This is a genomic window from Methylosinus trichosporium OB3b (genome assembly GCF_002752655.1).
GTDB lineage: Bacteria > Pseudomonadota > Alphaproteobacteria > Rhizobiales > Beijerinckiaceae > Methylosinus > Methylosinus trichosporium.
Genome location: NZ_CP023737.1, coordinates 345160 through 368419, shown reverse-complemented (window position 1 = coordinate 368419; position 23260 = coordinate 345160). Strand labels below are relative to the sequence as shown.

Sequence of the window (23260 nt, the reverse complement as noted above, 5' to 3'; positions counted from 1 at the left end):
GCTCATGGTCGCGCGGCGCCGGCCGGCGCCGCGCCGCCGGCGGATTTGTCGCCTCGGCCGCGGCGAGACCGCACGGGTGCGCCTTCGGCGCTCGGCGCCTCTCCGGTCGCCGCCGCCGGATCGAGGACGCGCACGCGCGATCCGTCGGCGAGACGCCCGAACCCGCTCGTCACCACCTTGTCCGTCGCGGCGACGCCGGAAGCCACGACCGCCTGCCTCTCGTCCTGCCGCGAGATCACGACCGGCCGCATCGAGACGGTGGCGTTCTCGCCCGCATTCAACACATAGACGAAGGGACCGCTCGGGCCGCGCTGCACGGCGACGCTCGGCAGCACCTGGGCGTCGCGGAGCGTATCGACGGTGAGGCGCACATTGACGAACTGGCCGGGCCAGAGGGCGAGCCGGCGATTGTCGAAAATGGCCCTGACCTTGACCGTGCCGGTCATGGCGTCGATCTGATTGTCGATGACCTTCACGACGCCCGTGTCGAGCGGCGTGGCGTTGTCCGGCCCGAGCGCGACCGCCGGCGCCGGCGCCTTTCGCTGCGCCTTCTGCGCAGCCGGCAGATGCTGCTGCGGCAGGGTGAAAACGACATAGATCGGCTTCAGCTGGGTGATGACGACGATGCCGGACTGATCCGACGGATGCAGAATATTGCCGACGTCGACGAGGCGGATGCCGGTGCGGCCGTCGATCGGCGAGCGGATGGTGGCGAAATCGAGCGTCGCCTTGGCGTTGTCGATCGCGCCTTGATCGGCCCTTATCTGCGCCTCGAGCTGCGTGACCAGCGCCTTTTGCGTGGCGAATTGCTGCTGCGAGCCGAAATTGCTGGCTGCGAGCTTCTGATAGCGGACGACGTCGACGCGGGCGTTGGCGAGATTGGCCTCGTCCTGCGCCTTCTTGGCCACGGCCTGATCATAGGCGGCCTGATAGAGCGTCGGATCGATCTTGGCGACGACATCGCCTTTCCGGACATCCTGTCCGTCCTCGAAGCCGAGCTCCATCAGGCGGCCGTCGACCTGCGTGCGCACCGTCACCGTGTTGAGCGCCTGCGCCGTGCCCACGGCGTCGATCGTCACCGGAACATCGGCGATGCGCGGCTCGGCCACCGTCACCACGGTCGGGCCGTCATGGCCGTGGCGCCGTCCGCGCCGCCCGCCCGGTCCCGCCGGTCCGCCCTCTTGCGCCGTCTCCTCGTTCGAATCGGCCGGCTGCAGGACGCGATAGGCGCCGGCGAGCGCCACCACGACGGCGAGAAACGCGATAATGAGGTGCAGTCGATATTTCGACCAACTCACGGCCAGGGTCCCTTGTCCGACTGATAGGCGTCGTCTTCCGTGGCGATCTCGAGCGCGCGCGTCACGCCGGACCAGCCGCCGCCGAGCGCCTGATAGAGGCTCGTCGCCGCCTGGAAATGAGCGAGCCGCACCTGCGCGAGCACGTCCTGGCTCTGAAACATTGTCGTTTCCGTGGTCGACAAGGTGATGATGTCGATGGTGCCTTCGCGCATGCGCGCATCGGCGACTTCATAGGCTTTCCGCGCCGCCGCCGCCGCCTCGCCCTGCAGCTTCAGCTGGCGACGCGTCTCCTCGATCGCGATCAGCGCATTCTCCACATCGGAGAAGGCGGTCAGGATCGTCTTCTGATAGGTCTGCGCCAGCTCGGCGTATTTGCCCTTCTGCAGCAGCAGCTGACCTTGCAGATTATAGCCGTCGAACACCGGCTGGGCGAGGTTCCCGGCGATCTGCCAGGCGATCGCATCGGGCCGGAACAGAGAGCGCAGCGCGACGCTCTGCACGCCATAGTAACCCGTCACCTGGATCGACGGGAAAAACGCCGCGCGCGCCTGCAGCACGGAGAACTCCGCCGATTCGAGCTTGGCTTCGGCTTCGGCGATGTCGGGACGGCGCAGCAGCAGCTCGGAAGGCAGGCCCGGCTCGATCTTGGGGTAGCGCAGCCGCGTCAGCGATCCGCCTTTGACGATCGAGGTCTCCGGCGGCAATCCCATCAGCACGGCGAGCGTGTTCTTCGTCTGCCGCAAAGTCTGCTCGAGCGGCGGCAGCGTCGCGCGCTGCGTCGCAACGACCGATTCCTGCTGCGAATAATCAAGCGCGGTCGCCGTGCCGACGTCGAGCCGCGCCTTGATCGCGGCGAGGACCGTCTCGGCGATCTTGATATTGTCCTTGGCGATGCGGATGCGGTCCTGAGCCGTCAGCACCTGGAAATAGGAGTTCGTCACCGAGGCGATGGTGGAAATCTCGACGACGTCCCGATCGAACCGGCTCGCATGGGCGAGCAGGCGCGCGGCGTTGGAGGCGTCCTGATTCTTGCCCCAGAAATCGATTTCGTAACTGGCGGTGAGCTGCGCCTGGAAGAAATTGAAACGGCGCGTCCCGGCAAGCGACGAGCTGCCGGCGCCGCTCGTCGTGGTGGTGTTGGTCGAGGCGCTGGTGCTGGTGGCGGAAGTGATGCCGGCCGGCGTCTGCGAGCGCCGGGCGATGTCGTTCATGTTCAGCGTCGGCCACAGCGGCGAGCTGTTGACGCGCGCCTGGGCGTCGGCCTGCTCGATGCGCGCCACGGCCGCGGCAATATCGAGATTTTGGTCCAACGCTTTTTGAATCAGCGAGGTCAGCTCAGGCGAGCCGAAGCCGCGCGACCATCCGGGCGCCGCCGCGATCGGCGGCGCGGCGCGGGGCGTCTTCGCGGCCTGGAAGGTCGGCGGCGTCTCGACGCTCGCCTCCGGCTTCTGCCAATCCAGCACGCAGCCGGACAGCGCGGAGCCGGCGGCGATCGCGCATGCGCCGCGGAAGAATCCCAGCGGCCGAAAAAAGGGTCTCCCAGGCGACAAGCGACAGGTTCCGTTCAATTGGCCTCCCCACGCCCTGGCGGGCGCGGTTCCCGCGACGCGCGGGAGAATCGAAAAGCGGTGACGACGCTCGCGCGCGAATGCGCGCACATGACGAGGGGCCGGCGCCTGCTGCGGCTCCGCGAAACCCGCCGCAAACTGTGGCTGAGCGACCGAATGGTCAAGTTACGGATTGTTAACTCGTCGACGCGGCGTCGGGGACTTCTGCGACGGCGCGGGGGGCTCCACGGGAACTTTCGACCAGCCCTCGCTCTGGCACAGGAAAGCGATGAGGCAACCGGTCAGCGTCAGCCGCGTCGGACTGTCCAAGGTGACCGTGCCGGAATAAATTTTCCCATTCTCGGGATTGAAGAGATCGCCTTTCCATTTGTTGGGCTCGATGCGCGTGGCGTAGCGAAAGATCAGCGCCGGCTGCGCGCCCGGCGGCGGCGGCGGAAAATAGCCGCGCGCGCAGAGATGTCCTTCGCAGTCGAAGAATTCGAGCTTCTGATTATGGCCGTCACGCATCCACACGCCGTAGATCGGATCGGTCGGGCCGGCGAACGCCGGCGCCGCGGCCGCAAGGCCTGCCAGAAAGAGATTCGCCATGATCCTCATGATCGTGAGCCTAGCACGTCGGAGGAACGATGCACAGGCTCGGCGTTCTGTTCCGCTCGCGCTTCTTCCGCTTCTTCCGGCTGCGACGCTTCTTGACGCGGTGGGCCGAGGAAGGCCGGCACGATCACGAAGGCGGCGAGCAGAGTAAAGAACAGAGAGATCGCCAGCAGCTGGCCCATGCTCGCCGTGCCCGGATGGCTGGAGAGCATCAGGCTGCCGAAGGCGGCGCCGGTCGTCAGCGCGCTGAAGAAGATCGCGCGCGTGAGGCTGGAGGCGAGCATGTCGGCGACGCCTCTGCGCCAGGCGATCACATAATAGATGTGGAAGGCGACGCCGACGCCGAACATCAGCGGCAGCGCGATGATATTGGCGAAATTGAGCGACATGCCGAGGAGATCGGCGGCCTCGAGGCTCATGACGCCCGCCAAGAGCAGCGGGCCGAGCGTCAAAGCCACATCCAGCGGCCGGCGCAACGCGATGGCGAGAATGACGAAGATCGCCGCGAAGGCGAGCGCGCCCGCCTGGATGAAGGCGCGCACGACGGTCTTGCCGGCTTCGGCCACGATCACCGGCGGGCCGCTGGCGTCGGGCGCGAGCGTCTGCACCGCCTCGGCGAAGGCGGTCATCACCGCGCGGTCGTTGCTGTCGCCCTTCGCGGTGACTTCGACGCGCACCTCGCCATTAGGCGAGATCCAGTCGTTGCGCAGATCGGCCGGCAGAGTCTCCGGCGTGACGCGCGCGACATCGAGCGCCCGGCGCAGATCCCCCATCAGCCGCTCGAAATCGGAGAGGGCGGCGATGCGCGCCGCCTCGCGCGTCTCGGGGCTCGCCTTGACGAGCGCGTCGAGCGAATCGGCGAAGCGGACGAGCGCCGGCGGTGCGCCGCGCGCCGAGCCGGCCTTGCGGATGGTCTTGGCCGCGCGCGTCAGCGCCTTCTTCGTCTCCTCCTCGGTGGGGGCGGGCTTGCGCGCCGGCTCCAGCACCTTGCGCAGCTGGAAGCGGGCGTTCTCGACGAGCGGCAGCTTCTGGTCCTGATCGGCCGGGATCAGCGCGTCGATCGTCGTGACATGGTCGACCTCGGGGAGGGCGGCGAGCTTCTCGGCGAGCTCGCGCGCCGCCGGCAGGGAAGGAGCCAGCGCTTCGATCTTATTGGGCGCCGTCTGCGGATTTTTCGACAGCTCGAGGAAGGTCGCCACCGATTCGACCGTTTGGTCGCGCAAGTTCATCGGATTGGAATCGAACGACAGATTCAGCAGGAACGGCGTTCCGCCGATCACGACGAAGGCAGTGGCGAGCAGCACGAGGCGACGATGCCTGGCGATCCAATGATCGACCGACGCGAGCGAGGCGACGCCGACCGGCTCGGCCTCGCCCTTGGGATTGAGCAGCAGGATCAGCGCCGGCAGGAAGGTGAGCGTCGCCAGATAAGCGATGATCATGCCGAAGCCGGCGATGAGGCCGAGTTCGGCGACGCCGCGGAACTCGGTCGGCAGAAAGCAGAAGAAGCCGGCGAGCAGCGCTACGGCGGCGAGCGTCAGCGACCAGCCGATGCCGCGCGTCGCTCCCAGCAGGGAGCCGCGCAGATCGCCGTTGCGGTGCCGCTCCTCGCGATAGCGCGTGGCGAATTGAATGCCGAAGTCGACGCCGAGGCCGATGAACAGCACGGCGAAGGCGACCGAGATCAGATTGAAGCGGCCAATCAGCAGAATGCCGAGGCCGGAGGTCATCGCGAGCCCGGCGACGATCGTCGCCAGCACGGCGAAGATCAGCCGTTTCGAGCGCAGCGCCGCCCACAGGATCAGCGTCACCGCGCCCAGCGTCGCCGACACGTTCAGCCCGGTGTTCTCGGCGACGGTGGCGAACTCCTCGTCGGCCAGCGGCACCTGGCCGGTGAGGCGGACGGAGATTCCCTTGTCCTGCGCGAGGCCGAGGCGACTCGCCGTCTCACGCACGAGCCGCACCGCGTCGCGGCCCGGCTCCAGCGACGAAAAATCGATGACCGGCTTGATGAGCAGGATGCGCCGCGGCTCCTTGCTCGGTCCGAGCGAAGGCGGGGTCGGCTCCTCGCCGCCGCCGAGCAGCTTCTCCCAGGAGACGCGCGCCGGCTGGCTGGCGAGCACGCGGTCGAAGGCGTCGGAGAATTGGTCGAGTCCCTTGGCGTAGGATTCGAGGCCGCGCTCGCTGGTTCCGACCTGCTCGAGGCCGAGCGTCAGCGCGCGCGTCAGGCCGCGCAGCGAGGGGTCCTCGGCGATCGGCTGCAAAATCTCGCGCTGGGCGATGAGCGAGCTCATATTGCGGCGGATTTCCTCGACGCTGAGGAAGAGCAGACCGTTCTTGCGGAAGAAGGCGTTGTCGTCGGGGCGCCAGACCTTGGAGATCAGCGGCTTGCCCGTCAGCGCGTCGCGCAGCGCGTCGGCCGCGGCGTCGGCCCGCTCGGGCGTCGGCGCGTCGATGACGGCGACGATGAGATCCTCGAGCTCGGGGAAGGATTTGTAGAGCCGCGCCTCATTGGCGCGCCAGGGCACCGAAGGCGAGAACAAATGAGCGGTGTCGGTGTCGATGGCGAAACGCGTCGCGGTCAGATAACCGCCGCCCGCGGTGAGCGCGAGCGTGACGATGACCACCATCCACGGCTTGCGAAGGCACCAGCCCACGAGACTTTCCAGCATCTAGACTCCTCGAACGCATATGGCCGGCCGGGCCGGCGGTGGTGTGTCTTGCGACATTCAGATGGCGCACGGCCGCGCGAGCGGCCGGGCCTGTCAAAAATCGCTGGCGATTCCTCCGGACTCCCAATCGCCGTAGCGAGCGGGGTCGAGCCCTCCGCGACCGCCGATCTCGGCGGGCGGGGCGGGGCGCTCGGCGCGGCGGCGGCGCTCCTGCGCTTCGGCGAGCGCGCGCAGCGCCGCAGGCGGAAGCCGCCGCATCGGCTCTTCCGTCGCTTCGGGTCGGACCGTCTGCTCTTCGTCCATGCGACTCGTCACTCTGCTTCTCGTCACTCCTGCCGGGGCTCGCCCGGCGCCAGCTCCGCGTGTGGTATAAACGACGATTCGATCCGCGTCGAAGGTGCGATTTGTTCATGAGCGAGGATAAGCCCATCTCCACCAAGGCCAGGATCAAGCCGCGCGCGGCTTTTGTGCCCGCCGACGCAGCGCGTGAAGCGGAAGCGGCGCAGGTGCCGGGGCTCGCCGCGCGCATCGCCGCCGCCCATGTCATCGCCGATGTGGTGCAGGGCGGGCGCCGGCTCGACGAACGTTTCTCGCCGCAGGCCGTTCCCCAGCGGGTCGCCGGGCTCGACGCGCGCGACGCGGCGCTGGCGCGATCGATCGCCAGCGCGGCGATTCGCCGGCTCGGCACGATCCGCCATGCGCTCGCCGCGCTGATGGACAAGGGCCTGCCCAAGCAGGGCGCGCGGCTCGAATGGCCGATGATCGTCGCGGCGGCGCAGATCTTTTTTCTCGATACGCCCGACCACGCGGCCGTCGACCTCGCCGTGCGCGCGGCGCGGCTCGAGCCGAAGACCGCGCCTTTCGCCGGCCTCGTGAACGGCGTGCTGCGCAATCTCGTGCGTCGGCGCGAGGAGTTTCTCGACTGCGATCCGCTGGAGCTCGACACGCCGTCCTGGCTCGCGCAGCGCTGGACCAAAACCTATGGCGAGGCGCAAGCGCGCGCCTTCGCCCGCGCGCATATGCTGGAGCCGCCGCTCGATGTCACCGTCAAGTCGGAGCCGGAGCGCTGGGCCGAGCGGCTCGACGGCGTGGTCATGCCGACAGGCTCGGTGCGTCTGCGCACGCTCGAGCCGATAGCCGGGCTCGAGGGATATGAAGAGGGCGAATGGTGGGTGCAGGACGCGGCCGCGGCGCTGCCGGCGCGGCTGCTGCGCGCCGAGCCGGACGAACGCATCCTCGACATGTGCGCCGCGCCCGGCGGCAAGACGGCGCAGCTCGCGCAGGCGCGCGCTCTGGTCACGGCGCTCGATCGCTCGGCCGAGCGCCTGAAGCTGCTCGCCGCCAATCTGCAGCGGGCGCGACTGCACGCCGACATCGCCGTCGGCGACGCCACCAGCTTTCAGGCGCGGCCGTTCGATGCGATCCTCGTCGACGCGCCCTGCTCGGCGACCGGCACAATCCGCCGCCATCCCGATGTCGCCTGGATCAAGAAGCCCGGCGATCTCGATGCGCTCGCCTCGCTGCAATCGAAAATGCTCGACCGCGCCGCGGCGCTGCTGCGGCCGGGCGGGCGCATGGTCTATTGCACCTGCTCGCTGGAGCCGGAGGAGGGCGAGGCCCAGGTCGCCGCCTTCCTGCGCCGGCAGCCGGACATGCGCCGCATTCCCATCGACGCCGAGGGCGAGGGAATTCCGCACGAGTTCGTGACCGCGGAGGGCGATCTCCGCTCGCTGCCGTCGCATTGGCCGGCGGAGGAGCCGCGCCTTCGCGGCGTCGACGGGTTTTTCGCCGCGCGCTTTTCGCGGCGCGGCTGACGGCGCGCGGCGCTGGTGGTAAAGGCTAGCGTTGTGATTCAGCCGATCCGACAGCATTGAAAGAGCAAGTCTTGGAGGCTCGCTCCGTGGGCTCGCGGCTTCGATCGATCATTCCGCTGGACCGCCCAGCGAGCCACGATTGCGAAGGACGGCGCCGAGCCGAAGCTCGGCGCGTGAGGAGGGCGCTCTGAGCGACACGGCCATCCGCTCCGGCATGAGGTTCGCGAGCCTCTTCGCCCAAAAGAGCGCCGTCTCCGTCGCGCGCGCCGTCCGTGCGCCCTATTACGTCGTCCAGGCGATGGGGCTCAACGCGCCGGAGCGACTCCATATCGCGCCGCAGGACATACGCACCGCCGATCCGACGGTCGCCGACGAAATCTACGCCGGCTATTTTTCGTTCGCCGGCAAGATCGTCGAGACGCAGGGGCGCTCGCCTTTCGCCATCGATCCGCCCTCCGCCGCTTGGCGGCGCTCGCTCGCCGGCTTCGCTTGGCTGCGCCATCTGCGCGCCGCCGACAAGGCGCTAGCGCGCGCCAACGCCCGCGCCCTCGCCGAGGATTTCCTGGCCATTCGCCGGCCCGCGCCGAACGATCCCGCTTTCGAGCCGGCGGTCGTCGCGCGGCGCACTCTGTCCTGGCTCGCGCAATCGCCGATCCTGCTCGAGGACGCCGATCAGGACTTCTATGATCGTTTCATGGAGGCGCTCGGCGGCAACGCCCGGCGCCTGCTGCGCGCGCTGGCGGCGCCGCGAGCCGGATCCGATCGGCTGATCTGCGCGGTCGCGCTCGCCGCCTTCGGCGTCTGCGGCGATGCGAGCCGTAAGTTCGAGGCTCGCGCCACCGATCTGCTCGACGCCGAATTGACGCGGCAGATATTGGACGATGGCGGCCACGTCTCGCGCAATCCGGAGGCGCTGGTCGAGCTGCTGCTCGATCTCTTGCCGCTGCGTCGCGCTTATGCGGCGCGCGGCCGCCGTCCGCCCGAGCGGCTGCTGCCGTCGATCGCAAAAATGATCTCCTTCCTGCGGCTGATGCAGCACGGCGACGGCTCGCTGGCGCTGTTCAACGGCATGGGCTGCGCGCCGCCGGATCGGCTGGCGACGGTCCTCGCGCACGACGACGCCTCCGGCCCGCCGCCGCTCGACGCGCCGCAATCGGGCTATCGGCGCCTGCAGGCGGGCGAAGCGGTGGTCGTCGTCGACGCGGGCGCGCCGCCACCGCCGTCTTTCGCCGGCGCGGCGCATGCGGGGTGCCTCTCTTTCGAATATTCGATTCTCGGCGAGCGCATCGTCGTGAACTGCGGCGCGCCGCCGGCGAGCGCCGAGGCCTCGCGCCAGCTGGCGCGCGTCACCGCCGCCCATTCGACGCTCGTCGTCGAGGACCGCTCCTCCTGCCGCATCCGCGCGCAGCACGGCGAGGAGCGCATCGTCGCCGGCCCGCGCGAGGTGAGGGCGCTTCGGCGAGCCACCGGCTCGAGCCGCGTGCTGGAGCTCGCCCATGACGGCTATGCGGCCGAGCTCGGCCTCTGGCACGAGCGCATGCTGTCGCTGACGCATGACGGGGCGCAACTGTTCGGCGAGGACCGGCTGGTCGCCACGCGGGCTGGCGTTCCGGCGCGCGATTTCGTGCTGCGCTTCCATCTCCATCCGAGAGCCGAGGTCGCGCCGCTGGCCGAGGGGCGGGGCGCGCTCATCTCCTGCGGCGCCGTACATGTCGCTTTCGAGGCCGACGCCGAGGTCGCGATCGAGGACAGCGTGTTCTTCGCCGGCGCCTGCGGCGCGCGCAAATGCGCGCAGCTCGTCGTTTCCGGCCGCGACCGCGAGGACGCGCGCCTGCGCTGGTCGTTCACCCGTGTCGACGAGCGCGGCGAGGAGTTGGTTTCCGCACCCCGGGATATATGATAATCGCCGGGCTCCGTGACGGGGCGCGAGCCTTCAGGCTCGCTCTTCGCGGACTTCGAATGCGTTTGAGGCGCCTCGCGCGCTCCCCCGAAAGGATCTGAATGCCGGTCGATCTGCGCCCCATCGCCAGAGCCCTCGTCTCCGTCTCCGACAAGACGGGCCTCGTCGATCTCGCCAGCGCGCTCGCGGCGCGCGGCGTCGCGCTCGTCTCCACCGGCGGCACGCGCAAGGCGCTCGCCGAGGCCGGGCTTCCCGTCAACGACGTCGCCGATGTGACCGGCTTTCCGGAGATGATGGACGGGCGCCTCAAGACGCTGCATCCAAAGGTCCATGGCGGCCTTCTCGCCATCCGCGAGAATCCCGAGCATGAGGCGGCGATGCTGGCGCACGACATTCGTCCGATCGATCTGCTCGTCGTCAATCTCTATCCGTTCGAGGAGACGTTGCGCGCCGGCGGCTCCTTCGAGCATTGTGTCGAGAATATCGACATCGGCGGGCCGGCGATGATCCGCGCCGCGGCCAAGAACCACGACGACGTCGCGGTGATCGTCGATCCAGAGGACTATGCGCCCTTCCTCGCCGAGCTCGAGGCCAACAATGGCGCCGCCACTCTGGCGACGCGTCGGCGTCTCGCGCAAAAAGCCTTCGCCCGAACCGCCGCCTATGACGCGGCGATCTCGAATTGGCTCGCGGCCTCGCTCGGCGAGGCGACGCCGCCCTGGCGCGCCTTCGGCGGCAAGCTCGCCGAGCCGATGCGCTACGGCGAGAATCCACATCAATCGGCCGGCTTCTACCTCTCCGGCGACGCGCGTTTCGGCGTCGCGACGGCGCGGCAGGCCCAGGGCAAGCAGCTCTCCTATAATAATGTGAACGACACCGACGCCGCTTATGAGCTGGTCGCGGAATTCGACCCCGCGCGCACGGCTGCGGTCGCCATCATCAAACATTCGAATCCCTGCGGCGTCGCCGAGGGGCCGAGCCTCGCCGAAGCCTACGCCCGGGCGCTGCGCTGCGATCCGGTGTCCGCCTTCGGCGGCATCGTCGCCTTCAACCGCCGGCTCGACGCGGCCGCCGCGCGCGAGGTGGTGAAGATCTTCACTGAGGTCATCATCGCGCCGGACGCCGACGAGGAGGCGATCGCGCTCGTCGCGGCCAAGAAGAACTTGCGCCTGCTGCTCGCCGGCGGCTTGCCGGATCCGCGCGCGCGTGGACTGACGTTTCGCAGCGTCGCCGGCGGCTTTCTCGCGCAATCGCGCGACAACGCCGTCGTCGACGACATGACGCTGACCGTGGCGACGAAGCGCGCGCCGAGCGAGCGCGAGCTCGCCGATTTGAAATTCGCCTTCCGCGTCGCCAAGCATGTGAAGTCCAACGCCATCGTCTATGCGCGCGACCTCGCCACGGTCGGCGTCGGCGCCGGCCAGATGTCGCGCGTCGATTCCTCCCGCGTCGCCGCGGTGAAGGCGGAGGAGGCCGCGCGGGAGGCGGGCGTCACCGAGAGCTTCGCAATTGGCTCGGTTGTCGCGTCGGACGCTTTCTTTCCCTTCCCCGACGGTCTGCTGGCGGCGGCCTCGGCCGGCGCGACCGCGGTCATTCAGCCGGGCGGCTCGGTCAACGACAAGGACGTGATCGCCGCCGCCGACGAAGCCGGCCTCGCCATGGTGCTGACCGGAATGCGGCATTTCCGCCACTGAGGGTGTTTCGGCGGCGACGCATTCAGCCGCGATCGGGCGAGTTCTCCCATAGGGAGAAGGTGGCCCCGCGAAGCGGGGTCGCATGAGGGGAACCCCGTTCGCCGCGATTCGATTTCGCCAGACGCCGTAGCCGCTCACCCTTTCGGCGGCTTGTGCTCGATGCGCAGCGCGCTCTCCGCGCTCGCCGTCAGCACCGCCTGCACACGTCCGGCGAGCGCGGCGACCAGCCAGGGCAGGAACACCTCTATGCGCAGCGAATCGTTCATCACATCGATGCGCGCTGTGGTGGTCTGGCCCAGGGCGACGACCTTGAGATCGGCGCGGTCGCCGGTCCAGCTGATTTCCGAATGGGCGAGCTTCTCGATATAGGCGCTCCGCAGCTGCTCGACGCCCTCCGCGACCCGCTTGCGGGCGACCTCGGCGCCGAGCTCATGCGGCACGGTCACGACGATCGATTTCTGCATTCATTCTCTCCGGCTCGCGGGATCGGCGCGAAGGCGCCGCCACCACATCTCCAGCGCCTCCTCGCTCGGCTCGAGGAACTCGGCGAGCGGCCCGGCGAAGTCGCGCCATTCGGTGAGATAATGAGGCGAGACCGCGGTGACGACCGGAACCTTGGCGGCGATGGCCGCGCGAAAAGCGTCGGCGAAGCCGCCGCGCGCCGCCTCCTGCTTGCTGAATTTGCTGATGATCGCCAAATCGAGGCCCTCGGCGGCGGCGCGCTCGATCGCCGCGCAGGCCTGCGCCAGCTCGCCCGAATCGAGATTGCAGGCGACCGAGCCGGGCCCCAGATCCTGTGAGATGGCCGCGAGCGCGCCGCTGCCGACGTCGCGCAGCGCGATGCGGCTGCGTCCGGTCGAAGGATCGACGGAACGGGTCTGCGTGACGCCGGCGACGCGCGCGCCGGATTGGGCGAGGCGGCGCGCGAAACGCGCCATCAACGATTGAATGTCGGCGCTCGGCTCGCCGGGCAGGGCGGCGATGCGGGTCGCGACGAGGAGGGGGGCGTGATCGGTCATAGCTTGCGTCGGACTCCCTCGAAACGGCGCGATTTTTCGTTTCCCGGAGAAGATGTTCTTGTCTATCCTCCCCGGGCGGCGCCGGCGGATGAGGTCTCGGCGAGGCTCGCGCCTCTTGTCATTCCGCAGGTTCGCCCGATCTGATATAGACATTCAGAGACGCGACGTGAACTTCCGTGAGCGATGACGAGGGCAAGGCGCAGCTTCCACGCTCCGCAGGGTCGGGGGCGGTGGACGCGTTCATAGAAACGGCCCGGCGCGTCGCCGTCGACGCATCGGAGGATTGCGGCCGGCTGATCTTCGCGCTCGACGCCACGATGAGCCGCCAGCCGACCTGGGATCTGGCGCAGTCGATCCAGACCCGCATGTTCGACACCGCCGCCTCGCTCGGCGGCCTGCGCGTGCAGCTCGTGTTCTTCCGCGGCTTCGGCGAATGCCGGGCGTCGCATTTCGTCGACGGCGGGCAGGGGCTCGCAGCTCTGATGGCGAGAATTTCCTGCCGCGGCGGGCAGACCCAGATCGAGAAGGTGCTGCGCCACACGCTGGACGAAGCCGCCGGCAAACGCGTCGGGGCTCTCGTCTTCGTCGGCGACGCGATGGAGGAGAACGCCGACCGCCTGTGCGTCCTCGCCGGACGTCTCGGCCTCGTCGGGGTGAAGGCCTTCATGTTCCATGAAGGCGGCGACGCTACGGCGGGCGCCGTCTTCCGCGAGATCGCGCGGCTCTCGGGCGGCGCCTATGCCGCCTTCGACGCTTCGGCGCCGCGTCGTCTCGCCGAGCTTCTCGCCGCCGCCGCGGCCTATGCGGCGGGTGGGCGGCCGGCGCTGGAGCGTCGCGCCGGCGCCGGCGAGGAAGCGGCCCGGCTCTTGTTGGCGCAGATGGGGTGAGGAGCGCGCTTCGATGCCCATTCTGATCGGTTTTCTCGCATTGGTCGTTGCACTCTACGCGCTTCGCGCCTTCACCCGCGCCTCGCCGGCGACGCTGGCGCGGCTGGTGAAGCAGGCGGGCGGCGCGGGGGCGATCGCCCTCGGCCTGTTCTTCATTCTGCGCGGGCGCATCGACGCCGGATTGTTCCTGATCGCGGTCGGAGCCTTCGTCATCGGCGCCTTGACGCGCGGGGTGAAGCGTTTCGGGACCACCGGCCCCGGCGTCTCGCGCGTGCGCTCGGCGATGATCGAGATGGAGCTCGATCACGCGAGCGGCGCCGTCCGCGGCGTCATCCTCGCCGGCAAGGACGAGGGCAAGCGGCTCGACGCCTTGACCAAATCGGCGCTGATGGAGCTCTACCGCACCTGCCGCAGCGTCGACCCGGACGGCGCCCGCCTCCTAGAGGTGTATTTCGACCGCCGGTTTGCCGGATGGCGTCAGACAGGAGACGGTCGAAGCGACTCTGGGGGCGCCGACGCGGGCGGCGTCGGACCAAACCGTCGCAGCGGCACGATTACGGAAGATGAGGCCTATGAAATTCTGGGCCTGAAGAAGGGAGCGGCGCGCCAGGACATTGCGCGGGCGCATCGCGATTTGATGAAGAAGCTTCATCCGGACCATGGCGGGACGACCGATCTCGCGGCCCGGGTCAACGAAGCCAAGGAAGTCCTCATGCGGCGTCATCATTGAACGTCACTCTCGAGCTTACGCGTCACGCTTTTACGAAAAAGGGTTTGGTTCTCGAATCGTCAGTTCTTGGTCGCGAAGCAGGAAAATCCAGAGCGCTTCAACGTCTTGCAGGCGTCTTCCGCGCTTTTCTCCTCGAGCCCGGCGAAACGGGCGCGCCACAGGGTCTCCTTTCCTTTGTGAACCTTCTCGGTGAAGGCCTTGGCCGAGGGCGGCACGCCTCGGGCGCGGGCGCGGGAGAGCAGCTCCTGCGCTTTGTCGGCGTCGTCGGTGGCGCCGATCTGGATCATCCATCCCGAATGCGCGGGACGCGCGGCCTCGGCCTTGTGGCTCTCGCCGGCGTCGCGCGCGAGTTCTCGCTCCGGCGGGCGCGGCGCGGCCGGGGGCGTCGTCGCCGCCGCGATCGCCTCGCGGCGTCCCGGGCGCGTGGTGGAGCCGTCCGAGGCCGCATGGGCGCGCTCATGGCGAGTCGCGTGCGGCGCCGCGGCTTCGGCGGGAGCCTCGGCGCGCTTTTGGCCGCCGGGCACGAAGGCGGGGCGAATCTTGTCGAGCTTCTCGGCCTTGTCCTTCTCCGGGCTCGGGACGACGACCGGCGCAGGCGCGGGGGCGAGAGCGAGCGGCGCGACTGCCGCGGCGCGAACGACCGGAGCGGCCCGCTCCGACTGCGCCGCCGGCGCATCCTCCTCCTCGGCGACCACATCGGTCTCGGCCGGCGCGGCCGGCTCGTTCTCGGTGATGGCGCGCGCCGTGCGCGCCTGATCGCCCTCGCCGATATGCTGAGCGATGAGGCCGGCCATGATATGGTCGCGCGACGGGCCAGAGGTCCCGCCCAGCACCACCGCGACGATATGCCGGCCCCCGCGCCGCACCGAGCTCAGCAGGTTGAAGCCGGAGGCGCGCGTGTAGCCGGTCTTGATGCCGTCGACGCCTTCGATCTGGCCGAGCAGATGATTGTGGTTGCGGTGCGCTTGTCCGCGATAGGTGAAGCTATAGGTCGAGAAATAGCGGTAGTAGTGCGGGAAGCGGTCCTGGATCGCCCGCCCCAGCACAGCAAGATCGCGCGCGGTGGTGATCTGCGCGTCATTGGGCAGGCCCGAGGCGTTGGCGTAATGCGTGCGGGTCATGCCCAGCGAATGCGCCTTGCGCGTCATCAGCTCCGCGAACGCGTCCTCGTCGCCGGCGATGTTCTCGGCGATGGCGACCGCGATGTCATTGGCCGATTTGGTGACGACGGCCTTGATGGCGTTCTCGACGTCGATCGTCTGGCCGGGGGGAAGTCCGAGCTTGGTCGGAGATTGCGCGGCCGCATGAGCCGAGATCACCAGCGGCGAGTCGAGACGCAGCCGGCCCTTCTCCAGCTGCTCGAACAGCAGATAGAGCGTCATCACCTTGGTGATCGAGGCGGGATGGCGCAGCTCGTTCTCGCTGCGGCCATAGAGCGTGCGGCCGGTGTTGGCGTCGACGACGATCGCCGCGAAGGCCGGACCGCCGGCGCCGCGCCGCACCGCATGGGCGAGCTGAGCGCCGCCGTGATGATGCGACACATGCCGCAGGCCCGATGTGTGATGGCCGCGCCCATGGTGATGGCGGCGCGCCTGCGCCGGCGATGAGACGACGGCGGCTAGCAGCGCCGCCAGAGCGACGAAGCGAAAAATGGCCCATTTGCGCTGCATGAGCCGGCCGGCGACAGCGTCTTTCGTCATTGATCGGCCGTTCGTCATTTGCTCGCGATCCTGATTTTGCCCACGGTCTCGGCCCCGCTCGCCGCTGCGTTGCCGAAAAGACACATGATTACAATGCTAGGAATATGAGGTTACCCCCGGGTTAAGGCGAAATGATTTCCCTCGTGTGGTATTGCATCGCAACATACGTATTGACTTCGATTGTGCATCGCATATAAGGTTGGCCCCGTGATTGAGAGCGTGCGGATCGTTCGCCATGGGGCGGGGCCGCGCGATCGATACGAGGACGACACCGATGGTTGCCACTTTCGAGACCGTTCAGCAGCTGGGCAAGGAGCAGTTCGAGGCGGTGTCCGCGGCTACCGCCGCCGTCACCAAGGGCTGGCAGACGATCGCCGCCGAGGCCACCGATTATTCGAAAAAGTCGTTCGAGAAGAGCCGCCTGCTCGCGGAAAAGCTTATCGGCGTCAAGAAGATCGACGAAGCTCTGCAGCTGCAGTCGGACTTCGCCAAGGGCGCCTATGAGGATTTCATCGCCGAGGCGACCAAGATCGGCGAGCTCTATTCCAGCCTCGCCAAGGAAGCCTTCAAGCCCGTCGAGACGGCCGCGTCCAAGGTCTACACCTCGGCCGAGTGAGCCGGCGACGTCCTCGAAGCGTTCGGAACCCAACGCCGAGCAGATCCGTTCTGCTCGGCGTTCCCATTTTGCACGGCGGCGCCCGAAGCCTGTGGTCAATCGGCGCGGCTCGCCGCTCGATTATTGCCAATCCCTCCGCTGCGGCGCGATATGAGCCGTCCTATCTTCAAGGGAGCGGCAGGGAATGAGCGCGGGCGTCGGCTTCGTCCATCTGCATGTGCATACCGCCTTCTCGCTGCGCGAAGGCGCGCTGACGATCTCGCGCCTCATCGGCCTCGCCGAGAAGGACGAGATGCCGGCGCTGGCGATCACCGACAGCAATAATCTGTTCGGCGCGCTGGAGTTTTCCGAAAAGGCCGCCAAGGCCGGCCTGCAGCCCATTCCCGCCATTCAGCTCACTGTCGATTTCGGCGACGGAACGCAGAGCCTCACCGCGGACGGACGCGGCAATATCGTCCTCATCGCCAAATCCGAGGCCGGCTACGCCAATCTGATCCGGCTGGCGACATGCGCCTGGCTCGGGCCGGAGCTGGGCGAGACGCCGCATGTGACGATGGAGCAGCTGTCCGCGTCGAGCAGCGAGCTGATCGCGCTCACCGGCGGCCCCGAGGGCGGCCTCGACACGCTGCTCGCCCGCGGCCGGCCGGAACAGGCGCGCGCCCGGCTCGAGGCGCTGGAGCCTTTGTTCGACGGCCGGCTCTATGTCGAATTGCAGCGCCATGGCCTCGATCACGAGCGCCGCGTCGAGCCGCAATTGCTCGATCTCGCCTTCCGTCGCGGCCTGCCGCTGGTCGCCGCCAACGAGCCCTTCTTCGCCGCGGCCGAGGATCACGAGGCCCATGACGCGCTGCTCTGCATCGCCGACGGGACGGTGACCGGCGTCGCCGAGCGGCGGCGCCTCTCGCCGCAGCATTATTTCAAGACGCGCAAGGAGATGCTCGCTCTCTTCGCCGATCTCCCCGAGGCGACGGCGTCGACGGTGGAGATCGCCCGCCGAGTCGCCGTGCGGGCGACGAAGCGCAAGCCGATCATGCCGCGCTTCATGCGCGACGGGGAGGGCGGCGGCGAAGCGCTCGAGGTGATCGAGACGCGCGAGTTGCGCCGTCAGGCGCAGGAGGGGCTGGAGGCGCGGCTCGCGACGCATCCGCCGGCGCCCGGCCAGACGCGCGAGACCTATGAGGCGCGGCTCGCCTTCGAGCTCGACACGATCGAGAAAATGCGCTTCCCCGGCTACTTCCTTATCGTCTCCGACTTCATCAAATATGCGAAATCGAAGGGGATTCCGGTGGGGCCGGGGCGCGGCTCGGGCGCCGGCTCGCTGGTCGCCTATGCGCTCACCATCACTGATCTCGATCCTCTGCGCTTCGGCCTTTTCTTCGAGCGCTTCCTGAACCCCGAACGCATGTCGATGCCGGATTTCGACATCGACTTCTGCCAGTCGCGGCGCGAGGAGGTGATCGAATATGTCCGCGACCGCTATGGGGCGGACCGCGTCGCGCAGATCATCACCTTCGGCTCCTTCCTAGCCCGCGGCGTGCTGCGCAGCGTCGGCCGCGTGCTGGAAATGCCGCTCGGCCAGGTCGACAAGCTCGCTAAGCTGGTGCCGCAGAACCCGGCGAAGCCGGTGAGCCTCGCCGAGGCGGTCGCCGGCGAGCTGAAGCTGCGCGAGGCCATCGCCGAGGACGGCAAGGTCGCGCGCCTGTTCAAGATCGCCGGATCGCTGGAAGGGCTCTATTCCAACGCCTCGACCCATGCGGCCGGCGTCGTCATCGCCGATCGGCCGCTCGACACTCTGGTTCCGCTCTATCGCGATCCGAAGTCCGACATGCCGGCCACGCAGTTCAATATGAAATGGGCGGACGAGGCCGGGCTCATCAAATTCGACTTTCTCGGCCTCAAGACCCTCACCGTGCTCGCCACCGCCGTCGATCTGGTGCGCCGGCGCGTTGCGGATTTCGATCTCGCCGCCATTCCGCTCGAGGACCCCCAGACCTACGAAATGCTCGGACGCGGCGAGACGGTGGGCGTGTTCCAGCTGGAAAGCGCCGGCATGCGCAAGGCGCTGGTCGACATGCGCGCCGACCATTTCGAGGACATCATCGCCCTCGTCGCCCTCTATCGGCCGGGTCCGATGGCGAACATCCCGACCTATTGCGCGGTGAAGCTCGGCGACGAGGAGGCGGACTATATCCACCCCAAGATCGAGCACATCTTAAAGGAGACGTTCGGCGTCATCATCTACCAGGAGCAGGTGATGCAGATCGCCCAGGTGCTGTCCGGCTATTCGCTGGGCGAGGCCGATCTGCTGCGCCGCGCCATGGGCAAGAAGATCAAGGCCGAGATGGACGCGCAGCGCGAGCGCTTCGTCAGCGGCGCGGTGGAGCGGGGCCTCGAGCCGGCCAAGGCCAGCGAGATCTTCGATCTGCTCGCGAAATTCGCCGATTACGGCTTCAACAAGAGCCATGCGGCGGCCTATGCGCTGATCGCCTTCCAGACCGCCTGGTTCAAGGCGCATTATCCGGTCGAGTTCCTCGCCGCCTCGATGACGCTCGACAAGGGCAACACCGATAAGCTCGCCGAATTCCGCAATGAGGCGCGCCGGCTCGGCATCGCCGTCGAGCCTCCCTCGATCCGCCGCTCGGGCGTCGATTTCGACGTCGCCCCCGGCGCCGACGGCGCGCTGGCGATCCGCTATGCGCTCTCGGCGGTCAAGGGCGTCGGCGAGGGGCAGGCGGCCTCGATCGTGCGCTCGCGCGGCGACGAGCCGTTCCGCGGCCTCGGCGATTTCGCGCGGCGCATCAATCCGCGCGAGGTCAACAAGAAGGTGTTGGAGAATCTCGCCTGCTGCGGCGCCTTCGACGAGATGGAGAGCGACCGCGCCCGCGTCGTCGGCGCGATCGAGACCATCCTCGCCGCCGCCAACCGCACCGCCGAGGACCGCCAGCTCGGCCAAAATGCTCTGTTCGGCGGCGGCCCGTCCGAGGAGCTGGCGCTGCCCAAGGCCGAGCCCTGGACCGCTTCGGAGAAGTTGAAGCGCGAGTTCGACGCCGCCGGCTTCTTCCTCACCGGCCATCCGCTCGACTCCTTCGCCGGCGTGCTGGCGAAGCGGCGGCTCACGCGCTGGGCCGAGTTCACCGCCGCGGTCAAGCGCGGCGCGACGGCGGCGCGGCTCGCCGCCGTGGTGCTCGACCGCGCCGAGCGGCGCACCAAATCGGGCTCGAAAATGGGCATCGTCCAGCTCTCGGACGACAGCGGGCAATATGAGGCGATCCTGTTCCAGGAGGGCCTCACCCAATATCGCGACCTGCTCGAGAAGGGCGCGACCGTGATGGTGACGCTGAGCGCGAGCGTCGAGGGCGAGGACGTCCGCGCCCGCATCACCGCGGTCGAGCCGCTCGCCGCCGCGGTGGCGAAAACGCAAAAAGGCCTGCGCATCTTCCTGCGCGACGCCGCGCCGCTGGATAAGATCAAGTCGCGGCTGAGCGCGCGCGGCGAGGGCGAGGTGTCGCTGGTCGTGTCCCTGGAGCGTGGGGCGAGCGAGGTCGAGATCAAATTGCCGGGCGGTTATACGGTGTCGCCGGACATGGCCGGCGCCCTGCAAACGATCCCCGGCGTCACCGCCGTCGAGCATGTGTGACAAGGCGATCTAAAACATTAAGTTTTTAGTGCAAATACATGAAAACAATACATAAATTTGTTGAAGTTAAAGTATCGCATGAAGACTGAGCGCAGCGGCGTTCGGCCGCGCGCCCTTCTCGTCCGAGCGGATCGCGCTTATCTTCGGCGAGTGCGAGCCTGAAGGCTCGCGGTCCAAAGCGCGGCCCCCTGGACCGCGAGCCTTCAGGCTCGCACTATCGACCATCGCGCGGAACCTGCATGACCGTCCTCCTCGACCTGCTGAACGACGATCCGCGCAAGCCCGCGCGCCATCCCGAGAAGGCGCATCGACCGGATGCGCCGATCCTGCGCAAGCCGGAGTGGATCCGCGTCAAGGCGCCGGGCTCGGCCGCCTTCCGCGCGACCGATTCCATCCTCGCGGAGCAGGGGCTCTCGACCGTCTGCCGCGAGGCCTCCTGTCCCAATATCGGCGAGTGCTGGGAGCAGAAGCACGCGACCTTCCTCGTCATGGGCTCGGTCTGCACGCGCGCCTGCGCCTTCTGCAATGTCGCGACCGGACTGCCCGGCCCGCTCGATCGGACCGAGCCCGAGCGGGTCGCCGCGGCGACGGCGCGGCTCGGCCTCGCCCATGTCGTCGTCACCTCGGTCGACCGCGACGATCTCGACGACGGCGGCGCCGCCCATATCGCCGCGACCATTCGCGCCATCCGCGCCGCCTGTCCGACCACCACGATCGAGGTGCTGACCCCCGACTTCCTGCGCAAGCCGGGCGCGCTCGAAAAAGTCGTCGCGGCGCGGCCGGACGTCTTCAATCACAATCTCGAGACGGTCCCGTCGCTCTATGTGACGGTGCGGCCGGGCGCCCGCTATTTCCACTCGCTGCGCCTGCTCCAGCGCGTCAAGGAGCTCGACCCCGCAATCTTCACCAAATCGGGCCTGATGGTCGGGCTCGGGGAGGAGCGCAACGAGATCCTCCAGGTCATGGACGATCTGCGCGTGGCGGAGGTCGATTTCCTCACCCTCGGCCAATATTTGCAACCGACCCGCAAGCATCATGCGGTGGCCCGATTCGTCCCGCCGCCGGAGTTCGACGCGCTGCGCACGATCGCCTTCGCCAAGGGCTTCGCCATGGTCGCCGCCTCGCCGCTGACCCGCTCCTCGCATCACGCGGGCGAGGATTTCGAGCGGCTGAAGCGCGCGCGGGGGCTCGGCTGAAAGACGCCTCGGCGCGCATTGCCGGCGACGCTATAGCTCGCCTAAACTCTCGGCGCTGAAGAGCTTTTCAGGTGATTCGAGGGAATTGGAATGCGCAAGATGGTCGGCGCCCTGATCGTTCTGGGGCTCGCCGCGCGGCTCGCCGAGGCGTCGGCCAGCGATTACGCCTTTCGGCTGCACAATCGCGCCAAGGGCTACACGATCAACGGCTTCTACACTTATCAGAACGGCCGCTGGAGCAAGAATTGGCTGCGCGACCGCATCCATCCCGGCCAATCGGTCCCGATGGACTGGAACAGCAACGAGGGCGCCTGCGTCGTGCCGTTCCGCGTCAGCTGGGACGATTGGGGCGCGCAGGACTTCAAGCTCGACTGGTGCAAGGGCGTGCGCAACCTCTATATGAAGGACGAGGGCTTCGCCACGGACTGAGGGCCCGCGCGCCTTGCGATGATCTCTTTCAAGGCGGCGGCGTTGTTCATATGCGGCTCGCGGGCGGCGAACAGCAGCGTCACGACGCGACCGCGGGCGAGGCGGCGCAGGCGCGCCGCATCCTCGGCATGGCGCTCGCGGATCTCCTGCGCATAGCGCGCCTTGAACTCCTCCCAGCGCTCCGGCCGATGTCCGAACCAGCGGCGCAGAGCGTCGCTCGGCGCAATCTCCTTGTTCCACTCATCGAGCGCCGCGCGCGCTTTCGAGAGACCGCGCGGCCACAGGCGATCGACGAGGATTCTCATCCCGTCGTCGGGTGCGGGCGGGTCGTAGACGCGCTTGATCTCGAGCATGCGCTCTTCCATCTCGCTTCGAGGCGGCGAGATAGGGCGGCTCGACAGCGCGGCGAGAGCCATTTCCCCGGCTTCGGCATAGTGCTAGTAGCGTTCGCCATGAAGAGCTTCCGCAACCGCCGCCGCGTGGCCTTTCGCGCCGACGACATGTTCGCCCTCGTCAGGGACGTCGAATCCTATCCCAAATTCGTGCCGCTCTGCGAGGCGCTGCGCGTTCGGCGGCGGACGACGACGGAGGAGGGGAAGGAGATCATCGTCGCCGAGATGGAGGTCGGCTTCAAAGCGGTGTGCGAGCGCTTCACCAGCCGCGTCACCTGCGACGCAGCCAAGCGCGAAATTCTCGTCGAATATATCGACGGGCCGTTCAAGAAGCTGGAGAACCGCTGGACCTTCGTCGACGAGCCGGACGGGGCCGATGGCGGCGCGCGCTCGGTGGTCGAGTTCTACATCAATTACGAGTTCCGCAGCCGGGCGCTCGGCCTGGTGATGGGCGCGATGTTCGACCAAGCCTTTCACAAATATGCCGACGCTTTCGTGAAGCGGGCCGGCGAGGTCTACGGCCGCCGCTGAGCGGCCGCGATCAGCATCTCCAGTGCTTGGGCGACCGACGCCTCGCGAATCGCCTCGCGCGAGAGGGCCCCGAAGCGGCGCTCCACATGCTCCACGCCGAAGCCCTTGCGCAGACAGGCGAAATGGACGAGACCCACCGGCTTCTCCACGCTGCCGCCGCCGGGGCCGGCGATTCCGGTGACAGAGACGGCGATATCGGCGAAGGAGCGCTCGACCGCCCCCTGCGCCATCGCCCGCGCGGTCTCGGCGCTGACGGCGCCGAAGCGAGCGAGGAGATCATGCGGCACGCCGAGCATCTCCTCCTTCGCCGCATTGGAATAAGTGACGAAGCCGCGGTCGAAGGCGTCCGACGAGCCGGCGACGCCGGTGATCGCCCCGGCGACGAGGCCGCCGGTGCAGGATTCGGCCGTCGCGAGCCGGAGGTTCTGCGTGCGGCAGAACTCGAGGAGGCGTTCGGCGAGGCGAGTGAGGTGGGAAGCAGGCATGGGTTTCTCCTCTCTCGCCGCAGATGGCGCGAAACAGGCGCATATCGACCGTGGTCAGCGTCTCGGAGATCGCGAGGCCAGAGTCGCGACACACGGTC

The 23260-nt window shown here is 68.2% G+C and carries 20 protein-coding genes; 10 read left to right on the top strand and 10 right to left on the bottom strand.

The window, feature by feature from the left end; genetic code table 11:
* Positions 1-2 precede the first annotated feature (2 nt).
* The 5 genes from CQW49_RS01785 to CQW49_RS01765 all read right to left on the bottom strand — a co-directional run bounded on the left by CQW49_RS01785 (position 3) and on the right by CQW49_RS01765 (position 6435).
* Positions 3-1298: an efflux RND transporter periplasmic adaptor subunit gene (locus CQW49_RS01785; RefSeq protein WP_003613178.1), complete on the bottom strand. Its 1296-nt coding sequence runs from the start codon at positions 1296-1298 to the stop codon at positions 3-5.
* A complete protein-coding gene (locus CQW49_RS01780) occupies positions 1295-2848 on the bottom strand; it encodes an efflux transporter outer membrane subunit (RefSeq protein WP_051418812.1) in 1554 nt (517 codons plus the stop codon). Before CQW49_RS01780 ends, CQW49_RS01785 begins: the two co-directional genes overlap by 4 nt.
* A gap of 183 nt (positions 2849-3031) precedes the next feature.
* On the bottom strand, positions 3032-3463 hold the full coding sequence (locus CQW49_RS01775; RefSeq protein WP_003613181.1) for a DUF2147 domain-containing protein: 432 nt from the start codon (positions 3461-3463) through the stop codon (positions 3032-3034).
* Entirely contained in the window at positions 3460-6132 is a 2673-nt protein-coding gene (locus CQW49_RS01770; protein WP_003613182.1) for an MMPL family transporter, read from the bottom strand. Before CQW49_RS01770 ends, CQW49_RS01775 begins: the two co-directional genes overlap by 4 nt.
* A gap of 93 nt (positions 6133-6225) precedes the next feature.
* Positions 6226-6435, bottom strand: coding sequence for a DUF1674 domain-containing protein (locus CQW49_RS01765; protein WP_003613183.1), 210 nt, complete (start codon positions 6433-6435; stop codon positions 6226-6228).
* A gap of 107 nt (positions 6436-6542) precedes the next feature.
* Here CQW49_RS01765 and CQW49_RS01760 point away from each other — a divergent pair, with 107 nt between their 5' ends.
* The 3 genes from CQW49_RS01760 to purH all read left to right on the top strand — a co-directional run bounded on the left by CQW49_RS01760 (position 6543) and on the right by purH (position 11540).
* Positions 6543-7946 (top strand): RsmB/NOP family class I SAM-dependent RNA methyltransferase, encoded by a 1404-nt coding sequence (locus CQW49_RS01760; RefSeq protein ID WP_003613185.1) that lies wholly within the window; start codon positions 6543-6545, stop codon positions 7944-7946.
* A 214-nt stretch (positions 7947-8160) separates the two neighbouring features.
* Complete coding sequence (locus tag CQW49_RS01755) at positions 8161-9846, top strand: heparinase II/III family protein (protein ID WP_003613187.1); 1686 nt, start codon at positions 8161-8163, stop codon at positions 9844-9846.
* Between the two features lie 101 nt (positions 9847-9947).
* A complete protein-coding gene (purH, locus tag CQW49_RS01750; RefSeq protein ID WP_003613188.1) occupies positions 9948-11540 on the top strand; it encodes a bifunctional phosphoribosylaminoimidazolecarboxamide formyltransferase/IMP cyclohydrolase in 1593 nt (530 codons plus the stop codon).
* A 134-nt stretch (positions 11541-11674) separates the two neighbouring features.
* Here the strand turns inward: purH and CQW49_RS01745 are convergent, their stop codons facing one another.
* Positions 11675-12004, bottom strand: coding sequence for a polyhydroxyalkanoic acid system family protein (locus CQW49_RS01745; RefSeq protein WP_003613191.1), 330 nt, complete (start codon positions 12002-12004; stop codon positions 11675-11677).
* The gene (locus tag CQW49_RS01740; protein ID WP_003613194.1) at positions 12005-12559 is read right to left on the bottom strand and encodes a DUF2478 domain-containing protein; all 555 of its coding nucleotides are present in this window, start codon (positions 12557-12559) and stop codon (positions 12005-12007) included. It abuts the gene before it with no gap.
* A gap of 176 nt (positions 12560-12735) precedes the next feature.
* Between CQW49_RS01740 and CQW49_RS01735 the strand changes: the two genes are divergently transcribed.
* Together CQW49_RS01735 and CQW49_RS01730 are read left to right on the top strand one after the other, a co-directional pair.
* Positions 12736-13446, top strand: a complete 711-nt coding sequence (locus tag CQW49_RS01735; RefSeq protein WP_024749369.1) for a hypothetical protein — start codon at positions 12736-12738, stop codon at positions 13444-13446.
* 13 nt (positions 13447-13459) lie between these two features.
* A complete protein-coding gene (locus CQW49_RS01730) occupies positions 13460-14176 on the top strand; it encodes a DnaJ domain-containing protein (RefSeq protein WP_003613198.1) in 717 nt (238 codons plus the stop codon).
* Between the two features lie 59 nt (positions 14177-14235).
* Here CQW49_RS01730 and CQW49_RS01725 read toward each other — a convergent pair whose 3' ends face one another.
* Positions 14236-15876, bottom strand: a complete 1641-nt coding sequence (locus tag CQW49_RS01725; protein ID WP_024749370.1) for a D-alanyl-D-alanine carboxypeptidase — start codon at positions 15874-15876, stop codon at positions 14236-14238.
* A gap of 274 nt (positions 15877-16150) precedes the next feature.
* On the opposite strand from CQW49_RS01725, the gene CQW49_RS01720 reads away from it, so the two are divergent.
* From CQW49_RS01720 to CQW49_RS01705, 4 genes are all read left to right on the top strand, one after another.
* Positions 16151-16492, top strand: a complete 342-nt coding sequence (locus CQW49_RS01720) for a phasin family protein (protein ID WP_003613201.1) — start codon at positions 16151-16153, stop codon at positions 16490-16492.
* A 184-nt stretch (positions 16493-16676) separates the two neighbouring features.
* Positions 16677-20129, top strand: coding sequence for a DNA polymerase III subunit alpha (gene dnaE, locus CQW49_RS01715; RefSeq protein ID WP_003613203.1), 3453 nt, complete (start codon positions 16677-16679; stop codon positions 20127-20129).
* Positions 20130-20368: 239 nt separating this feature from the next.
* Entirely contained in the window at positions 20369-21325 is a 957-nt protein-coding gene (gene lipA, locus CQW49_RS01710; RefSeq protein ID WP_003613204.1) for a lipoyl synthase, read from the top strand.
* Between the two features lie 90 nt (positions 21326-21415).
* Complete coding sequence (locus CQW49_RS01705; RefSeq protein ID WP_003613206.1) at positions 21416-21754, top strand: hypothetical protein; 339 nt, start codon at positions 21416-21418, stop codon at positions 21752-21754.
* On the opposite strand, the gene CQW49_RS01700 is transcribed toward CQW49_RS01705, so the two are convergent.
* Entirely contained in the window at positions 21721-22107 is a 387-nt protein-coding gene (locus CQW49_RS01700; protein ID WP_003613209.1) for a DUF488 domain-containing protein, read from the bottom strand. The two genes, CQW49_RS01705 and CQW49_RS01700, sit on opposite strands and share 34 nt — an antisense overlap.
* 99 nt (positions 22108-22206) lie before the next feature.
* Between CQW49_RS01700 and CQW49_RS01695 the strand changes: the two genes are divergently transcribed.
* A complete protein-coding gene (locus CQW49_RS01695) occupies positions 22207-22677 on the top strand; it encodes a type II toxin-antitoxin system RatA family toxin (RefSeq protein ID WP_003613210.1) in 471 nt (156 codons plus the stop codon).
* Here the strand turns inward: CQW49_RS01695 and CQW49_RS01690 are convergent.
* Positions 22662-23162: a CinA family protein gene (locus tag CQW49_RS01690; RefSeq protein WP_003613212.1), complete on the bottom strand. Its 501-nt coding sequence runs from the start codon at positions 23160-23162 to the stop codon at positions 22662-22664. The genes CQW49_RS01695 and CQW49_RS01690 overlap by 16 nt on opposite strands.
* Positions 23163-23260 lie beyond the last annotated feature (98 nt).

What these genes read in the sequence shown, in the direction of transcription:
- CQW49_RS01760 (WP_003613185.1), top strand. Translation starts at nt 6,543, where the DNA reads ATGAGCGAGGATAAGCCCATCTCCACCAAGGCCAGGATCAAGCCGCGC.
- CQW49_RS01725 (WP_024749370.1), bottom strand. Translation starts at nt 15,876, where the DNA reads ATGACGAAAGACGCTGTCGCCGGCCGGCTCATGCAGCGCAAATGGGCC.
- CQW49_RS01705 (WP_003613206.1), top strand. Translation starts at nt 21,416, where the DNA reads ATGCGCAAGATGGTCGGCGCCCTGATCGTTCTGGGGCTCGCCGCGCGG.
- CQW49_RS01730 (WP_003613198.1), top strand. Translation starts at nt 13,460, where the DNA reads ATGCCCATTCTGATCGGTTTTCTCGCATTGGTCGTTGCACTCTACGCG.
- CQW49_RS01775 (WP_003613181.1), bottom strand. Translation starts at nt 3,463, where the DNA reads ATGAGGATCATGGCGAATCTCTTTCTGGCAGGCCTTGCGGCCGCGGCG.
- CQW49_RS01755 (WP_003613187.1), top strand. Translation starts at nt 8,161, where the DNA reads ATGAGGTTCGCGAGCCTCTTCGCCCAAAAGAGCGCCGTCTCCGTCGCG.
- dnaE (WP_003613203.1), top strand. Translation starts at nt 16,677, where the DNA reads ATGAGCGCGGGCGTCGGCTTCGTCCATCTGCATGTGCATACCGCCTTC.
- CQW49_RS01695 (WP_003613210.1), top strand. Translation starts at nt 22,207, where the DNA reads ATGAAGAGCTTCCGCAACCGCCGCCGCGTGGCCTTTCGCGCCGACGAC.
- CQW49_RS01765 (WP_003613183.1), bottom strand. Translation starts at nt 6,435, where the DNA reads ATGGACGAAGAGCAGACGGTCCGACCCGAAGCGACGGAAGAGCCGATG.
- CQW49_RS01690 (WP_003613212.1), bottom strand. Translation starts at nt 23,162, where the DNA reads ATGCCTGCTTCCCACCTCACTCGCCTCGCCGAACGCCTCCTCGAGTTC.
- CQW49_RS01740 (WP_003613194.1), bottom strand. Translation starts at nt 12,559, where the DNA reads ATGACCGATCACGCCCCCCTCCTCGTCGCGACCCGCATCGCCGCCCTG.
- purH (WP_003613188.1), top strand. Translation starts at nt 9,948, where the DNA reads ATGCCGGTCGATCTGCGCCCCATCGCCAGAGCCCTCGTCTCCGTCTCC.
- lipA (WP_003613204.1), top strand. Translation starts at nt 20,369, where the DNA reads ATGACCGTCCTCCTCGACCTGCTGAACGACGATCCGCGCAAGCCCGCG.
- CQW49_RS01770 (WP_003613182.1), bottom strand. Translation starts at nt 6,132, where the DNA reads ATGCTGGAAAGTCTCGTGGGCTGGTGCCTTCGCAAGCCGTGGATGGTG.
- CQW49_RS01700 (WP_003613209.1), bottom strand. Translation starts at nt 22,107, where the DNA reads ATGCTCGAGATCAAGCGCGTCTACGACCCGCCCGCACCCGACGACGGG.
- CQW49_RS01745 (WP_003613191.1), bottom strand. Translation starts at nt 12,004, where the DNA reads ATGCAGAAATCGATCGTCGTGACCGTGCCGCATGAGCTCGGCGCCGAG.
- CQW49_RS01720 (WP_003613201.1), top strand. Translation starts at nt 16,151, where the DNA reads ATGGTTGCCACTTTCGAGACCGTTCAGCAGCTGGGCAAGGAGCAGTTC.